Origin of the sequence: Paraburkholderia sp. MPAMCS5 (genome assembly GCF_036016995.1) — a bacterium.
Taxonomy (GTDB): Bacteria; Pseudomonadota; Gammaproteobacteria; order Burkholderiales; family Burkholderiaceae; genus Paraburkholderia.
On sequence record NZ_JAYXBK010000001.1, the window covers coordinates 175,103 to 188,716 of the forward strand.

Sequence of the window (13,614 nt, forward strand, 5' to 3'; positions counted from 1 at the left end):
CTGGTTCCCCACTGTGAACATTGCCGATGGGGGTAATTTAGGTCTAGATATTTTAGATGTCAAGTAAATGTGCGGACGGAGGCGGAATGCGAATTTGCGCTGCACGCTGCGCTTGCGGATAGCGTGCCGGCTTACGCGTGACCCTGGAAAGGCAGGAACGCGCGGCCGGCACGACGACAAGCTATGAACACAGGCGGCTGCTCATGCCCGAGCAGCCGCGCGTTGCGCGACTCAGAACCCCGCAGCGAGGCCATCTCTGCGGCTATCGCTCGCCGCGACATACCCGCGCTCCGGCTCATTCCGGTCGAGCTTCCAGATAAACTGCCCCGAGCCGAAATCCATATACGGGTCGTCGATGGACTTGATGGTGTGACCGCGTTCCAGAAGCGCGCGCGAAATGGCCGGGTCGAGCGTGGATTCGATATCGATCGTGAAGTCGCGGTTGACCCTCCAGCGCGGCGCGTCGCACGCGGCCTGCGGTTGCTGGCCATAGTCGAGCATGCGCACGACCGTTTGCAGATGACCTTGCGGCTGCATGTCGCCGCCCATGACGCCGAAGCTCATCACCGCTTCCTGCTGGCCGTCCACCTGTTGCGTGAGGAACGCCGGAATGATGGTGTGGAACGGACGCTTGCCGCCTTCCACGACATTCGGCGACTTCGGGTCCATCGAAAAACCGCAGCCGCGATTTTGCAGCGATATGCCGCTGTTGGGCACCACGACGCCCGAGCCGAAGCCCATATAGTTGGACTGAATAAAGCTGACCATCATGCCGCGCTCGTCCGCCGCCGACATGTAGATCGTGCCGCCCGACTTCGGCATGCCGAAGTCGAAATGCGTCGCGCGCTTCGGATCGATCAGCTTCGCGCGCGACTTCAGATACGCGTCGTCGAGCATTTGCTCGGGCGTCACGTCCATCGAGCGCGGATCGGCGACGTAGCGGTACACGTCGGCGAACGCGAGCTTCATGGCTTCGATCTGCAAATGCTGCGATTCGATGCCGTCGAGCTTCAACGAAGCCACATCGAACTGTTCGAGAATGCCGAGCGCGATCAACGCCGCGATGCCTTGCCCGTTCGGCGGAATCTCGTGCACCGTGTAGCCGCGATAGTCCTTGCCGATCGGCTCGACCCAATCGGCCTTGTAGTTGCGCAGATCGTCGAGTGTCATCGCGCCGCCGCACTCGCGCGAGAACGCGGCAATGCGCTCGGCGATCTCGCCTTCGTAATAAGCGCGCGGGCCCTGTTCGGCGAGCAGGCGCAGCGTCTTCGCGTGCCCCGGCATCTTCACCAGTTCGCTGACTTCGGGCGCGCGGCCGCGCGGCATGAAGGTATCGGCGAAACCGGGCTGATTCTTCAACTCCGGCACGGCGGCCGCCCATTTGCGCGCGACGATGCTCGCCACCGCATGACCGCGTTCGGCGATCTCGATGGCGGGCTGCATCAGGTCCGCGAACGGCAGCGAGCCGAATTTTTTATGCAGCGCTTCCCAGCCGGCGATCACGCCGGGCACCGTGACGGTGTCCCAGCCGCGCACGGGCTGAACCGCCAGGCCGTTCTGCTCGCCATACTTGCGTTTGAAGTAGTCGACATTCCACGCTGCCGGCGCGACGCCCGATGCGTTCAGCCCGTGCAGCTTCTTGCCGTCCCACACGAGTGCGAACTGGTCGCCGCCCAGACCATTCGATACGGGCTCGACGACGGTGATGGCCGCCGCGGCGGCAATCGCGGCATCGACGGCATTGCCGCCTTTCCACAACATTCGCAAGCCGGCCTGCGCGGCGAGCGGTTGCGAGGTCGAAACGATGTTGCGCGCGAACACGGGCGAGCGTGTCGTCGGATACGGGTTGTGCCATTTGAAACTTGTCACGGTGCCTCTCTGAGGGTTGTGAGGATGAGCACGTGAGCCATCGCGATGGACAGTCACGGCAAGGAATCAGGATTCGCGCGGATCGAGCGCGTCGCGCAGACCGTCGCCGAGCAGATTGAAGCCCAGCACGGCGAGAAAAATGGCGATGCCGGGGAAAATCGACATCCACGGCGCCTGACTGACGAAGTCTTTCGCGGTGTTGAGCATCGAGCCCCACGACGGCGCGGGCGGCAATTGTCCGAGCCCGAGAAACGACAGGCTCGCTTCGGCGATGATCGCGCTCGCCACCGTCAGGCTCGCCTGCACGATGATGGGCGGCAGCACGTTCGGCAGGATATAGCGCAGCATGATGCGCGTGTGATCGAGACCGATTGCGCGCGCGCCTTCCACATAGTCTTCGGCCTTGACACTGATCGCCTGGCCGCGCGTGAGACGGATGAAGCGCGGCATGGCCGAGATACCGATCGCGGCCATCGCGTTCGTCAGACTCGGGCCGAGAAACGCGCCCAGCGCGATGGCGAGAATCAGGAACGGGATCGACAGCAGCGCATCGGCGATACGTGAAATCACGCCGTCGATCAGCCCGCCGAAATAGCCGGCGATCAAACCGAGCGGCACTCCGAGCGCCACGGCGATGCCGACCGACACCACGCCCGCCAGCAACGACGCGCGCGCGCCATACAGCAGGCGGCTCAGCACATCGCGGCCGAGTTCGTCGGTGCCGAACCAGTGAGCTGCCGACGGCGCCTGGCGCACGGTCATGAAACTCGCCTGCACGGGGTCGTACTGCGTGAGCCACGGCGCGAACAGCGCCATCACGACGATCAGCGCGACCAGCACCGCGCCGAACACCGCCGCGCGGTTGCGCATGAAGCGCGCGAGCCCGCGCCGCTTTCGGCGCGGCATGGCCGCAGCGTTCGAAGCGGCGGCGGACGATGAAGCATCGAACGGAGTGGCCATCAGCTGCGCCTCAGTCGGGGATTGAGCAGGATATAGAGCACATCGGCGCACAGATTCACGATGATGAACGCGAGCGCCGTGACCAGCACCACGCCTTGCACGACGGGATAATCGCGATTGAACACGGCGTCGACGATCAGCTTGCCGAAGCCGGGAATTGTGAACACCTGCTCGGTGAGCACGGCGCCCGCGAGCAGTTCGCCAAACAAGAGCGCGAGCACGGTGATGATGGGAATCAGCGCATTACGGAACGCGTGCTTGACGACCACGGCGCCGCGCAACAAGCCTTTTGCGCGTGCGGTGCGGATGTAGTCGGTGCGCAGCACGCCCAGCATCGCGCTGCGCGTATGACGCATGAGCTGCGCGCCGAGCGCCGCGCCGAGCACGAAGGCGGGCATGATCATGGTCTTGATGCTGAGCCAGAAATCCTCGCCCGGCGACACGTAGCCCGACGACGGCAGCAGATGCCAGCGCACCGACACGATGAAAATCAGCATGATGCCGAGCCAGAAGTTCGGTATCGACATGCCCGACAGCGCGAAGATGTTCGCCGCGTAATCGAGCGGGCCGCCGCGGCTCGCCGCCGAAATCACGCCCGCCGGTATGCCGATGCCGATTGCGAGAATCATCGCCATTAGCGCGAGCTGCATCGTCACGGGCAGCTTCTGCGCGATCAGCGAGCGCACCGGCACGTCGGTGCGCAGCGACGCGCCGAGGTCGCCGCGCGCGACATCGCGCATCCACAGCGCGTATTGCGTCGGCACGGGCTGATCGAGGTGATACTTGACGCGCAGCGTCGCGATCACCTGCGGGTCCTGGTCTTCGCCCGCCATTGCCCGCACGGGGTCGCCCGGCAGCAGCTTTTGCAGGCCGAAGATCAGCATCGACACCAGAATCAGCGTCGGCACGGCGACCATCAGGCGATTGGCGATGATCCGCAGCATGACGGTCAGCCCTTGATCGACACGCCGCGCAGACGCACGAGGCCATCGGGGAAAGGCGTGAAGCCCTGCACCTTCTTCGACAGCGCGAACGGCCACGGCTGCGCGTAGATGTAGACGATGGGATCGTCGTCCGCCAGGATCTTGCCGGCGGCGTCATAGTCGGCCTTGCGCTCGGCAACCGTGAGCTTCGTGCGCGCGCCGTCGAGCAGCGTGTCGATTTGCTGATTGCAGTAGTGCGCGTAGTTCAGATTGCCCGAGCAAGTGTTGAACTGATGCAGGTTGCCGTCCGGATCGACACGGCCCGACCAGCCCGTGTACATCGCTTCGAAATCGCCGCTGTGGCCCGCGTTCAGTTCCGTCGCGTAATCGCTGGGGCGCAGCTTCAGCGTGATGCCTGCTTCGCCGAGCATCGCCTGGAGCATCTGCGTGATCTGGCTCGCCACGGTGTTGTTCGGATACGCGAACTCGATTGTCGGATGCTCCTGGCCCGCCGCCTTGAGCAGCGCTTTCGCCTTCGCCACGTCGCGCTTTGTTGTAGGCAGCGACGCGTTGTAATAGGAACTCGACTTCGGAATGCCCTGATTCGCCGGCGTGAAGATGCCCCCGCCGATCACCTGGTCGATCGCGTCACGATCGATCGACAGTTCGAAGGCCTGGCGCACGCGTTTATCTTTCAGCGGATTGTTGCCGCGCGGACCATTGTTGATATTGAACGTCACGTAGTAAAAGCCGAGGCCCGTCACCGGCTTGAATTGCAGATTCGCGTCGTTCTTCACCGAAGCAACGTCGGAAGGCGCGAGACGTTCGAGCATGTCGAGCGAACCCGAACGCAGATTCGCGAGACGCACGGTGCTGTCGGGAATCGGCTGGAAGACGACCCGCTGGATCGGATACTTGTCGGCGTCCCAATAGCCCGCGAATTTCTCCAGCACGACGCGGTCGTTCTGCACGCGCTGCACGAACTTGTACGGTCCCGAGCACACGGGATGCGACGCGACGCCCGCTGCGTCGGCGAGCGTTTTCGGCGCGAGCATCATGCCAGCGCGGTCGGAGAGCGTTGCGAGCAGCGCGGCGTCGGCTTGTTTCGTGACGATCTTCACGGTGTAGTCGTCCACCACGTCGACGTGATCCACCGACGACAGCTCGCTCTTGCGGTTGCTGGTCGGCAGGCTGCGGTAGCGGTCGAGATTCGCTTTCACGGCAGCGGCATTGAACGGCTCGTCGTTCTGGAACTTCACGCCCTGGCGCAGTTTGAAGGTCAGCGTCTTGCCGTCCGCGCTGGTGGTCCACGAGGTTGCGAGCATCGGCATGATCTTCAGATCCGGCCCGACATCGACGAGCGAATTGCACAGCGATGCGAACACGATCCGGTCGACGAACTGCACGCTGCGCGCGGGGTCGAGCGAGCCGATATCGTCCTGCAAACCGATGCGGATGGTGGACTGGGCCATCGCGGCAGAAGCGCTCATCGCGAGCGCGGCGGCAATCAGGATTCTTCGCATGCGTGGTGTCCTTGTTTTCGTTGCGGTTCGAATGGTTAGCGCTCTGCGCTCAGCGCGGCCTGCTTGTCGCGGTAGATGGCAAGGCGTTCGTTCAACTTCGTGCTCACGCTTGCCACGAGCGGCGCGCCGCCGCCCGCGTTTTGCACCTCACGCCAGAAATGGCAAGCGACTTGCCGGCCCTCCGGCAACATTTCCGCTATCGGCCGGTCTTGCGAACAACGCGGCTTCGCATGCGGGCAGCGTGTGTGAAAGCGGCAGCCGGACGGCGGCGCAGTCGGGCTCGGCAGATCGCCGTGCAGCGCGGGCTTCGTGCGCCGCTCGTGCGGGCTGCCGGCGGGAATTGCGCGCAGCAGCGCTTGCGTGTACGGATGCAGCGGCGCGTCGAACAGATCGTCGACGGGCGCGAGTTCCACGATTTCGCCGAGATACATCACGGCGACGCGGTCGCTCATATGACGGATCACCGCGAGATCGTGCGCGACCATGATGAGCGTGAGGCCGAGTTCCGCCTTCAGCGATTCGAGCAGATTGATCACTTGCGCCTGCACGGAGACATCGAGCGCGGAGACGGGTTCATCGCCGACTATCAGCTTCGGCTCGCCCGCCAGCGCCCGCGCAATGCCGATGCGTTGCCGCTGCCCGCCCGAGAACTCATGCGGATAACGCTCGGCGTAGGCGGGTTGCAATCCGACCTTGGACAGCAGCTGCGCGACCCGCTCCCGGCGCGCGGCGGCATTGAGCGCGAGCCCGTGAAACGCCACCGGCTCGCCGATGATCTGTCCGACCGTCATGCCTGGATTCAGCGAGGCGAACGGGTCCTGGAAAATGATCTGCATCTCGCGGCGCAGCCGCCGCAGTTTCGCGCCTTGCCAGCGCGTGATGTCTTCGCCCTGATACCGCACACTTCCTTCGCTCGCGTCGATCAGGCGCAGCAGCAGACGCCCGAGCGTGGACTTGCCGCAGCCCGACTCGCCGACGATTGCAAACGTCTCGCCCGTGCGCACCGCGAACGAGACCTCGTTGACGGCGTGCACGGTCGGCGTGCGCGTGAACATATGCCGCTCGCCGCCAAAGCGCCGGGTCAGCGCGCGGGCTTCGAGGATGGCCGGCTTCGGGTCGAATGCGTTCATGTCAGTGCCTTCTGCCGCGCGGGCTCCACGAGTTGCTCGACGGGCGCGAGCCAGCACGCCACGCGATGCTCGCCGGACAGCGTCCGCTCCGGCGGCGCGGCCTCGACACAGCGCGGCTCGGCGAACGGGCAACGCGGCGCGAAGCGGCAGCCGCGCGGCATCTGCTCGGGCGAGGGCACCGAGCCGCGGATGGTGGCGAGCGCGCCTTCGCGCTTGCCGACCGAGGGAATCGCGCCCATCAGCCCGATCGTGTAGGGATGCTGCGGGTCGTCGAACAGATCGGCAACCGTGCCGTATTCGACGATCCTGCCCGCGTACATGACCGCGACGTGATCCGCGACTTCGGCAACGACGCCGAGATCGTGCGTGATCAGCAGCATCGCGGTGCCCGTTTCTGCCTGAAGCGTGCGCACCAGTGACAGCACTTGCGCCTGGATGGTCACGTCGAGCGCCGTTGTGGGTTCGTCGGCGATCAGCAGACGCGGGCTGTTGGCGAGCGCCATCGCGATCATCACGCGCTGGCGCATGCCGCCGGAAAGCTGGTGAGGGTAGGCGTCGAGCCGCGTTTCGGGTGCCGGAATATGAACGAGGCGCAGCATCTTGAGCGCCTCTTCGCGCGCCTTTGCGCGCGTGAGACCGCGATGCCGCCGGATGCTTTCGCCGATCTGCTCGCCGACCGTATACGCAGGATTCAGTGAGGTCATCGGCTCCTGGAAAATCATCGACATGCGGTTGCCGCGAATGTCGGTCAGTTCGCGCTCGGACAGCGCGAACAGGTCCTGATCTTCGAAATGCGCAGTGCCCGAAACACGTCTTGCGGGCGGACTCGCGAGCAGCCCCATCAGCGCGAGCGAGGTCACGCTCTTGCCGCATCCGGACTCGCCGACCATGCACAGCGTTTCGCCCGCATGAACCGGAAAAGAGACGTTATCGACGACGTTCGGAACCTCCGGCGAGCTTGAAAATTTCAGGGAGAAATTCCGTACATCGAGGACGGGGCGGCGTTCAGCAGCGGTCATGCTTGGGATCTCCGCATTGGGGGCGTCCGTCCTCTCCGAGTCGTTATGAAATTGATTATCTGGCCGCGTCTGTACAAAAAATATTAATATTTCTTTTCCACACTTAAGTTTTTCTCATGGATCAACGATGCCGGTCCAGATGAAATTGCACAGGACACACCATGCCCACGTTACGCATGCTGAAGACGTTCCGGGCCGTGGCGCGCACGGGATCGTTCTCCGCCGCCGCCGACAAGGTCGCGTTGACGCAGGCCGCCGTGAGTCTGCAAATGCGCGGGCTCGAAGAAGCGCTGGGCCGTCAGTTGTTCGACCGGCGCGGCCGGCAGATCACGTTGACGCAGCATGGCCACACGATCTGGCCGAAGATCGAGCAGATTCTCGACTTGCTGGCCGAGCTTGAGGCAAGGCCGCCGGATGCAATGGAAGGGCCGGTGTCGATCGGCGCGGTGGTGTCGGTGATCGGCGCGCTTTCGCTGGTGGTGGCGCGGCTGAAGGCGGCGCATCCGCGGCTCGATGTGCGCCTGCTGTCGGCGCGCTCGGATGAGCTGGCCAACATGGTGGAGACCGGCGAAGTCGACGTGGCCGCCGTGGTCGCGCGCGCGGACGAGACGCTGCCCGACACGCTCAAATGGACCACGCTCTATACCGAGCCGATGATGTTGCTGACGAGCCGCGAAATCGTCGATAACGATCCGCAGCGCATCTTGCGCACGCAGGGTTTTTTGCGGTTCGACCGGCGCGTGCGCACGGGGCGCGTGGTCGAGCAGGCGTTGCAGAACGCGGGATTGTCGGTGAACGAATATCTCGAACTCAATTCGATCGAGACGATCGTTGCGCTGGTGCGCGCCAAGGTTGGGGTGGCCGTGCTGCCGCTGCTCAATGGCGGGAACTGGCAGAGCGATCCGTTATTGCGCGCCATTCCGATCGCGAATCCGCCGACGCTGCGGACGGTGGGCATGGTGCAGCGCGCTTCCGATGATCGTAAGGCGCTGATGCGCGAGATCGTCGAGACGTTTCAGGCTACGCCTGGGAATGGGCTTTGATGGGCCTTGATGGGCCTTGAAGGTCGCGGGCATTCGCGATTTGCCGGGCTCCTTGCGAAGCCCGGCTCCGGCACTTTCAAGGCAAGCTAAGCGCTCATCGCCGTCACGCCGGCCGCGTCATGCGCGGCTGCCGAACTCCACTTCCTGCGCGGTCCATGCCGCCACGCGGTCGCTGAGCGTCAGCCCGAGTCCTGGGCGCGTCGGCACGATCATGCGGCCGTCGCGCGTCTCCAGTCTTTCGTTGAAGAGCGGTTCGAGCCACTCGAAGTGTTCGACCCACGGCTCGCGCGGGTAGCACGCGGCCAGATGCACATGAAGCTCCATCGCGAAGTGCGGCGCGAGCATCAGGCCGGCGTGATCGGCCAGCGCCGCGACCTTGAGGAACGGCGTGATGCCGCCCACGCGAGGCGCATCCGGCATCAGGTAATCCGCGCCGCGCAGGCGGATGAACTCCCAATGTTCGGAGACGCTCGTGAGCATTTCGCCGGTCGCAATTGGCGTGTCGAACTGCGCGGCGAGCGCCGCGTGTCCCTCGGCGTCGTAGCAGTCGAGCGGCTCCTCGATCCAGATCAGATTGAACTGCTCGAACGTGCGGCACATGCGCTGGGCGGTCGGCCGGTCCCATTGCTGGTTGGCGTCGACCATCAGCGGGAATGCGTCGCCGAGATGCTTGCGGACCGTTTGCACGCGGTGAATGTCGAGCGCGCAATCGGGTTGCCCGACCTTCAGCTTGATGCCGCCGATGCCTTTCTCGCGAGACGCGTCGGTGTTCGTCAGCAGTTGTTCGAGCGGCGTGTGCAGGAAGCCGCCCGAGGTGTTGTAGCAGCGCACCGAATCGCGATGCGCGCCGAGCAGCTTCGCGAGCGACAGGTTGGCGCGCTTCGCCTTCAGATCCCACAGCGCGACGTCGAATGCGCCGATTGCCTGAACCGCCATGCCGCTGCGGCCCACCGACGCGCCCGCCCACGCGAGCTTGTCCCACAGGCGGGCAATGTCGCTCGGATCTTCGCCGATCAGAACCGGCGCGATTTCCTTCGCATGCGCGAACTGGCCGGGGCCGCCCGCGCGCTTCGAGTAGCTGAAGCCGAGTCCGCGATGACCGTCGGCGGTTTCGATCTCGACGAACAGAATCGCGATTTCGGTCATGGGCTTTTGCCGTCCCGTCAGCACTTTCGCGTCGCTGATGGGATTGGCGAGCGGCAAAAACGTGGATGCCACACGCACCCATTTGATCGTGTCGTTCGAGGCGGCGGTGGAAGAAAGGGAGTTCAGAGCATTCATGAAAGCGGTCCTTGTTGAAGCGAATGAAGTTCGATGCGATCAGCCGCGGCGGGCTTGCAAGGCAATGGGCGCGGCGTCGTCTTGGGCTGCGAGCGGCTCGTCCGGATCGAGGCGCTTGAGCTTGCCGACAATCACGAGGTACGAGAACGCGCCGATCAGCGCGAGTGTCGCGACGTAGGTGAGCGCGACTTCGAATGAGCCGGTGCGCTTGATCATCCAGCCGATCGCAAGCGGCGTCGCGATGCTCGCGAGATTGCCGCAGAAATTGAACATGCCGCCGCTGATGCCCATGGCGTTTTTCGGCGAGACGTCGCCCACGATGCACCAGCCGAGATTGCCCACGCCCTTCGCGAAGAACGCGATCGACATCACGAGGATCACGACGGCCGTGGACTGCACGTAGTTCGCCACGACGATGGTGCTCGACAGAACAAGGCCGCAAATGATCGGCGTCTTTCTCGCGGCGCTCAGGCTGAAGCCGCGCTTGATCATCCAGTCGGACCACAGCCCGCCGATCAATCCGCCGAGACAGCCGGCAATCGCGGGCAGCGAGGCGACCAGGCCGACCTTCAGGATCGACATGTGTTTCGCCTCGATCAGATAAGTCGGGAACCAGGTGAGGAAGAACCAGGTAATCGACGTCAGACAGAATTGCCCGATGTAAATGCCGATCATCATGCGGTTCGCCGCAATCGCGCTGACCTGCCGCCAGCTGAAGCGCTGAGGCCCGTCGCCCATGGTCGGCAGGCCGCCGCCGGCGGCGATGTAGTCCAGTTCCGCAGCGTTCACGCGATGATCGCGCTGCGGTTCGCGCACGGATTTCAGCCACCACAGGCCGAGCAGCACGCCGACCGCGCCCGTCGAGAAGAACACGTAATGCCAGCCCCATTTGCTGACCGTGAAGGTCATCACCGGCGTGAAGACGGCGAGCGCGAAGTATTGGGCCGACTGGAAGATCGACGTGGCGAGCCCGCGCTCGGCGCTGGGAAACCACATCACGGTGAGCCGGCTGTTGCAGGGAAAGGCGGGCGATTCGGCGATGCCCATCAGAAAGCGCAGCGCGAATAGCGCGACGAACGCCGAGGTGAAGAAATGCACATACCCTTGCAGAAACGTCAGCACGGACCAGGCGAGGAGGCTTAGTCCGAGGACGAGGCGCGCGCCGAGGCGGTCGAGGATCAGGCCGCCGGGAATCTGCATGGCCGTGTAGGCCCAGCCGAACGCCGAGAACGCGATGCCCATGGTCAGCGCGTCGAAACCGAGTTCGTGCCGCATGCTCGGCGCCGCGATGGACAGCGTCGCCCGGTCCACGTAGTTGAATACCGTGACGATGAAAACCATCGCGAGGATGAACCAGCGGACGTTCGTCCGCTTTGTGCGAATCGCTCCTGTTGCCACCTTGCCTCCTGTTGTTGTCGTGTGCGAGCCGTTTGGATCATACAATGATTGCGCAATCATTCAAGCCCGATTGATTGCGCAATCATCGTCGTTTACACTGAGACGCGGGCTTTTCTGGGAGACGCTGAAGATGGTCAAGAAGTACGAGCGGCAGCGCGCGCCGTCCCTTTCCGGCGCGGCTGAGAGCGTCACGCTGATCGACGTGGCGCGGGTCGCCGGCGTCGCGCCCATGACGGTGTCGCGGGCCTTGAACCGGCCGGAACTGGTGCGCAGCGAGACGCAGCGCAAAGTGCTGGAAGCCGTTCGCGTCACCGGCTACGTGCCGAACATGCTGGCGGGCGGTCTGGCGAGCAGCAAGAGCCGGCTCGTGGCGATCCTGCTTCCCACCATGGCCAATTCCATTTTCTCCGACACCGTGCAGGCGTTGATGGACGGCCTGTCGTCTTCCGGTTATCAGACGCTGCTCGGATTGACAGGCTATTCGGCCTCAAGCGAGGAAGCGCTCGTCGAGGCGCTGCTGGGCCGCCGGCCGGACGGCATTGTGCTGGCGGGCACGAGCCATACCGAGGCCACGACCGACCGCCTTCAGAAGTCGAAGATTCCGGTGGTGGAAATCTGGGATCTCGCCGACAAGCCAATCGACATGATCATCGGCTTCTCGCATGAACAGGTGGGCGTAGCGGTCGCGCGGCATCTCGTGGGCAAGGGCTATCGGCGCTTCGGGATCGTTTCCGTCGACGATCCGCGCGGTCTGCGCCGCTGCGCGAGTGTCAAGGCCGAACTCGCTCAGCATGGCATTGCCGATACCTCGCTCGAAGTGCTGCCCGCTCCCGCGACGCTGCAAGCGGGGCGCGAGGGCTTGAGCCGGCTGCTGGCGTCGTCGGCGCCGGAGATCGTGGTGTGCAGTTCGGACACGCTCGCGCAGGGCGTGCTCGCGGAAGCCGCGAGCCGTGGAATGAAAGTGCCTTCGGATATCGCCGTGATGGGCTTCGGCGACCTCAGCACCGCCGCGCATGTCTATCCCGCTTTGTCCACGGTCAGGGTGGACGGATCGCGGATCGGCAGGGAAGCCGCTCAGGCGTTGCTCGGCCGCTTCGCGCTCGACCCGGCCGCCGGGGGCGAGCCTCGGCCTGTGTGCATGGACACAGGCTTCGCGATTATCGACCGCGACAGCACCTGAGCCGCTGAGCGCGCTTCTCCCGATCTCAAGCGCTTTCCCGATCGATAATCGAAAAACCCGTGTCGATGCGCAGCGCGGCGGTCGATAAGCGCGGCTTGTCCGTGAGGCGGCTCAGCAACGCTTCGGCCGCGAGCTTGCCAATCGCCGCTCCGTCGATGCGAACCGTCGAGAGCGCGGGATGCACATGCGCGGCGGTGATCAGATCCCCAAAGCCCATTACGGCGACCTGCTGCGGAACGGCGAGCCCGCGCCTCGCGGCTTCGCCCAGAATGCCTTGCGCCAGAGTGTCGGTGCTGCACACGATCACCTCGGGCAAGCCCTCGCTCAGCATCCGCGCGAACGCGTCGCGGCCTGCTTGAGGCGTGGCGGGCGCGGGCACGACCTCCAGCGGCACCTGCTTCACGCCGTGCCGCGCCAACTCGGCGATAACACTGTGGCTGCGCCGCAAGCCTCGCGGATCGGCGGCGGACACCACGCCGAAGCGCCGGAAATTTTTCTCCAGCAAATGACGCGCAACCGCGCTGCCCACCGCTTCCTGTGAAAAGCCGATCAGCATGTCGATGGGCTGTTCGGCCAGATCCCAGATCTCGACGATCGGCAGCCTGGTCCTGGCGAGGCGCTCGCGCGTCAGCGCCGTGTGATCCGTGCCCGTCAGCACGATCGCGTCGGGCCGCCGGCCCAGCAGCGTCTGGACGAGCTGTTCCTCGCGCTCGGGCAGGTAATCCGTCAGACCCAACAGCGTCTGATAGCCGGATGCGGCCAGCGTCGACATCATGGCTTGCACCATGTCCGTGAAGATGGAGGTGGCGATGGTCGGCAGAAGCAGCGCCACGAGACGGCTCTTGTTGCTCGCGAGCGCGCCGGCCAGCAGGTTCGGCACGTAGCCGGTGGCCTCGACCGCGTCGAGCACGCGCCGCCGGGTCTCTTCGCGGACGAGTTCCGGCCGGTTCATCGCCCGCGACACGGTCATGGCCGTGACGCCCGCCACGCGCGCGACGTCCTCCAGCGTGACGGCCGCTCCGGTTTGATCCGAATCTGGGCCCGCGTCGAGTTCGTCGGTAGTGTCCATGTGTGCTCCCTTGTAGTGGCCATTTTACCGACACACGTTCAGCGCAACCGTTTGCTCACGTCATGACATGAGACGTCGTATAACATTTCGCGGGGAAAACCCGTATTTTAGGAATGTTTGCGCTAACATATCCTATGCTGTAGAGCGACATCACACAACCTGTGAGAGGATCACGATGGAAAAAGGCATGCAGCGGGCGACCGACCCAGTTATTCAAGC

At 64.4% G+C, this 13,614-nt stretch carries 11 protein-coding genes; 2 read left to right on the forward strand and 9 right to left on the reverse strand.

The features are described 5' to 3' along the window. Positions 1-231 precede the first annotated feature (231 nt). From VOM14_RS00850 to VOM14_RS00875, 6 genes are all read right to left on the reverse strand, one after another. Complete coding sequence (locus VOM14_RS00850; protein WP_327626770.1) at positions 232-1,869, reverse strand: gamma-glutamyltransferase family protein; 1,638 nt, start codon at positions 1,867-1,869, stop codon at positions 232-234. Positions 1,870-1,935: 66 nt separating this feature from the next. Then, positions 1,936-2,829: an ABC transporter permease gene (locus tag VOM14_RS00855; RefSeq protein WP_327626771.1), complete on the reverse strand. Its 894-nt coding sequence runs from the start codon at positions 2,827-2,829 to the stop codon at positions 1,936-1,938. Further along, on the reverse strand, positions 2,829-3,773 hold the full coding sequence (locus tag VOM14_RS00860; protein ID WP_327626772.1) for an ABC transporter permease: 945 nt from the start codon (positions 3,771-3,773) through the stop codon (positions 2,829-2,831). Before VOM14_RS00860 ends, VOM14_RS00855 begins: the two co-directional genes overlap by 1 nt. Positions 3,774-3,778: 5 nt before the next feature. After that, on the reverse strand, positions 3,779-5,275 hold the full coding sequence (locus VOM14_RS00865; protein ID WP_327626773.1) for an ABC transporter substrate-binding protein: 1,497 nt from the start codon (positions 5,273-5,275) through the stop codon (positions 3,779-3,781). 35 nt (positions 5,276-5,310) lie between these two features. Then, positions 5,311-6,405, reverse strand: coding sequence for an ABC transporter ATP-binding protein (locus tag VOM14_RS00870; protein WP_327626774.1), 1,095 nt, complete (start codon positions 6,403-6,405; stop codon positions 5,311-5,313). After that, positions 6,402-7,424 carry an ABC transporter ATP-binding protein gene (locus VOM14_RS00875; RefSeq protein ID WP_327626775.1) on the reverse strand — a complete coding sequence of 341 codons (1,023 nt, stop codon included), beginning with the start codon at positions 7,422-7,424 and terminating at the stop codon, positions 6,402-6,404. Before VOM14_RS00875 ends, VOM14_RS00870 begins: the two co-directional genes overlap by 4 nt. Before the next feature lie 161 nt (positions 7,425-7,585). On the opposite strand from VOM14_RS00875, the gene VOM14_RS00880 reads away from it, so the two are divergent. Beyond that, entirely contained in the window at positions 7,586-8,467 is an 882-nt protein-coding gene (locus VOM14_RS00880) for a LysR family transcriptional regulator (protein ID WP_327626776.1), read from the forward strand. A 117-nt stretch (positions 8,468-8,584) separates the two neighbouring features. Here VOM14_RS00880 and VOM14_RS00885 read toward each other — a convergent pair whose 3' ends face one another. Both VOM14_RS00885 and VOM14_RS00890 read right to left on the reverse strand, forming a co-directional pair. Continuing rightward, positions 8,585-9,748 carry an L-talarate/galactarate dehydratase gene (locus VOM14_RS00885; protein WP_327626777.1) on the reverse strand — a complete coding sequence of 388 codons (1,164 nt, stop codon included), beginning with the start codon at positions 9,746-9,748 and terminating at the stop codon, positions 8,585-8,587. A gap of 39 nt (positions 9,749-9,787) precedes the next feature. Further along, positions 9,788-11,089 carry an MFS transporter gene (locus VOM14_RS00890; RefSeq protein ID WP_327627389.1) on the reverse strand — a complete coding sequence of 434 codons (1,302 nt, stop codon included), beginning with the start codon at positions 11,087-11,089 and terminating at the stop codon, positions 9,788-9,790. A 187-nt stretch (positions 11,090-11,276) separates the two neighbouring features. Here VOM14_RS00890 and VOM14_RS00895 point away from each other — a divergent pair, with 187 nt between their 5' ends. Continuing rightward, positions 11,277-12,326, forward strand: coding sequence for a LacI family DNA-binding transcriptional regulator (locus tag VOM14_RS00895; RefSeq protein ID WP_327626778.1), 1,050 nt, complete (start codon positions 11,277-11,279; stop codon positions 12,324-12,326). 25 nt (positions 12,327-12,351) lie between these two features. On the opposite strand, the gene VOM14_RS00900 is transcribed toward VOM14_RS00895, so the two are convergent. Then, positions 12,352-13,395 (reverse strand): LacI family DNA-binding transcriptional regulator, encoded by a 1,044-nt coding sequence (locus VOM14_RS00900; RefSeq protein ID WP_327626779.1) that lies wholly within the window; start codon positions 13,393-13,395, stop codon positions 12,352-12,354. Positions 13,396-13,614: the final 219 nt, after the last annotated feature.

Coding starts and splice junctions, on each gene's coding strand:
- VOM14_RS00855 (WP_327626771.1), bottom strand. CDS start 2,829: ATGGCCACTCCGTTCGATGCTTCATCGTCCGCCGCCGCTTCGAACGCT.
- VOM14_RS00860 (WP_327626772.1), bottom strand. CDS start 3,773: ATGCTGCGGATCATCGCCAATCGCCTGATGGTCGCCGTGCCGACGCTG.
- VOM14_RS00865 (WP_327626773.1), bottom strand. CDS start 5,275: ATGCGAAGAATCCTGATTGCCGCCGCGCTCGCGATGAGCGCTTCTGCC.
- VOM14_RS00870 (WP_327626774.1), bottom strand. CDS start 6,405: ATGAACGCATTCGACCCGAAGCCGGCCATCCTCGAAGCCCGCGCGCTG.
- VOM14_RS00875 (WP_327626775.1), bottom strand. CDS start 7,424: ATGACCGCTGCTGAACGCCGCCCCGTCCTCGATGTACGGAATTTCTCC.
- VOM14_RS00880 (WP_327626776.1), top strand. CDS start 7,586: ATGCCCACGTTACGCATGCTGAAGACGTTCCGGGCCGTGGCGCGCACG.
- VOM14_RS00885 (WP_327626777.1), bottom strand. CDS start 9,748: ATGAATGCTCTGAACTCCCTTTCTTCCACCGCCGCCTCGAACGACACG.
- VOM14_RS00890 (WP_327627389.1), bottom strand. CDS start 11,089: ATGGTTTTCATCGTCACGGTATTCAACTACGTGGACCGGGCGACGCTG.
- VOM14_RS00895 (WP_327626778.1), top strand. CDS start 11,277: ATGGTCAAGAAGTACGAGCGGCAGCGCGCGCCGTCCCTTTCCGGCGCG.
- VOM14_RS00900 (WP_327626779.1), bottom strand. CDS start 13,395: ATGGACACTACCGACGAACTCGACGCGGGCCCAGATTCGGATCAAACC.